The sequence below is a fragment of the Candidatus Pelagibacter communis genome (genome assembly GCF_001180185.1).
GTDB classification, from domain to species: Bacteria; Pseudomonadota; Alphaproteobacteria; order Pelagibacterales; family Pelagibacteraceae; genus Pelagibacter; species Pelagibacter ubique_F.
The window spans coordinates 1-2,122 of the sequence record NZ_CVSS01000061.1 but is presented as its reverse complement, the minus strand read 5'-3'; the positions used below and the strand labels follow the sequence as shown (position 1 = coordinate 2,122).

General features: G+C 27.1%; 3 protein-coding genes. All 3 read left to right on the top strand.

What is annotated here, in order from left to right; all coding sequences use genetic code 11:
- The first annotated feature begins 149 nt into the window (after positions 1 to 149).
- The 3 genes from AMN95_RS05355 to AMN95_RS05345 are packed head-to-tail and all read left to right on the top strand — an operon-like array spanning position 150 to position 2,058.
- A complete protein-coding gene (locus AMN95_RS05355) occupies positions 150 to 581 on the top strand; it encodes a hypothetical protein (protein ID WP_075522928.1) in 432 nt (143 codons plus the stop codon).
- The gene (gene zapE, locus AMN95_RS05350) at positions 581 to 1,639 is read left to right on the top strand and encodes a cell division protein ZapE (protein ID WP_075522927.1); all 1,059 of its coding nucleotides are present in this window, start codon (positions 581 to 583) and stop codon (positions 1,637 to 1,639) included. Before AMN95_RS05355 ends, zapE begins: the two co-directional genes overlap by 1 nt.
- Entirely contained in the window at positions 1,636 to 2,058 is a 423-nt protein-coding gene (locus AMN95_RS05345) for a secondary thiamine-phosphate synthase enzyme YjbQ (RefSeq protein ID WP_075522926.1), read from the top strand. The genes zapE and AMN95_RS05345 overlap by 4 nt, the downstream gene beginning before the upstream one ends.
- Positions 2,059 to 2,122 lie beyond the last annotated feature (64 nt).

Here is a 2,122-nt window from a genome sequence, read left to right as displayed (position 1 = left end):
ACAAATAAGTACCCTTCCAGGGATACTGTAAAGATGTAATTTCCAACAAAAATCAGTCTCAAAATAGACAGTGATAAAATATCAAGACCTTTTATTTTAAATGAAAATCTTTTTGTAATAAAAGATAATGCTATTATTAAATTAAATTGATGTTTCTTAAGTTATTAGAAAAACTTGGCCGTAAAAAAATTGTTTTTGATCGTGGCCCTTCCCACCCCAGATATGATTTAGCAAAACCTTGGATGAATCGATATTATTTAATTTTCAGACATAGACCAAAATGGTTTCCATTTAATATACTTATTCATGAAATGTTAGCTGACGATCATGGTGATGGAATACACAATCATCTTTTTCCATACATTACAATTGTGATTAGGGGTGGTTATTGGGAAACAACTAAGAAAGGAAAATTTTGGAGAAGACCGGGTTATATTGGATTTAGATCTGCCAATACATATCACAGAGTTGATTTAGAGCCTGGAACTAGACCAATGACTATTTTTATTTCTGGTCCATTTGGTTTGAGAAAGGGTCCAAGATCAGAATATGGCATTGATTTTAAATCAAAAAAAGATTGATGCCAAAAACTCTTGAGGAAAAATTTAGATCATTTTGTAGTTCAAAAAATTTAGAGATTAATCAAAATCAAATAACTACAATGAAATTACTACAAGATTTTTATAATAAAAATTTTCATTCTTCGATCTTGAATTTTTTTAAAAAAGAAAATTATAAAAAAGGTTTTTATCTTCACGGGGGTGTTGGTGTTGGAAAAACGATGATATTAGATTTTTTTTATGATCTTATTTCTAAAAAAAAATTAAGACTTCACTTTAATGAGTTTATGTTAAATTTTCATGATTTTGTTCATGAAAATAAGAATAAAGGAGATGAAAATATTATTAATTTATTTGTAAAAGATTTAAAATCAAAAGCTTTGTTAATTTATTTTGATGAGTTTCAAGTTACCAACATAGTAGATGCCATGATACTAGGTAAATTATTTGATAAAATATTTAATGAGAATATAAAAATAATTGTCACCTCTAATATTCAAATTTCTGACTTATATAAGGATGGTCTACAACGGGATCAATTCAAACCTTTTATTGAGATTATGAAAAAAAAGACAGTCGAGCATGAACTTGTTATTGAAGATGATTACAGAAAATCAAAAGAGAATCAAAATGATAGATACTTCTTTCCACTAAACCAAGAAAGTAATTTTAAAATGAATAAATTTTTTAGAATTATTTCAAAGGATAAAAAAAAAACTACCCAAAAGCTTGATATCAAAGGAAGAGAATTTTTAATTAAAGAATTTTATGAGGGCGTTGTAAGGTTTACATTTAATGAGTTATGTGACAAAAATCTAGGCGCTGAAGATTATCTTGAAATAGTTAAGGTTTCTAAATTTATGGTAATTGATCAAATACCAAAGTTTGACGACATTAATTCTAATCAGCAACACCGTTTCATAACCTTGATTGATATAGTTTATGATAAAAAACTACCAATTGCTGTCACAGTAGAAAAGAGTTTAGATGAATTGACATCATCTAAATCACTAAAAGAACCATTTAAACGTACAATTAGTCGTTTATATGAACTAACATCTTTAAACTTTAATTTATGATACAAAAATTTAATAACTTTAAAATCAGCACTAATGGACAAAAATTATACGAATTCACTGATCAAACAATTGATTGGATAAAAAAAAATAAATTTAAAAATGGTATTCTTAATCTTAGCATTCAGCACACCAGTGCTTCTTTAATCATTCAAGAAAATGCAGATCCAGATGTTCAAACTGATTTGATTAATTATTTTAATAAATTAGCTCCAATGGATGATAAGTTATATATTCATACTACTGAAGGTAAAGACGATATGCCCGCGCATATAAAATCCAGTTTAACCAATAACCAAATTTCTCTTAGTGTTGAAAACGGGAATTTATTAATTGGAACTTGGCAAGGTATCTATTTATTTGAGCACAGGTTAAACCCACAGACAAGAACTATAATTCATCATTTTTTAGGAGAAGATTAATTTTTTTTTTAAACTTTGAAAAGCTTTTAATGCAGAAGCTCTTGCTTCTTCATGTATCACTATT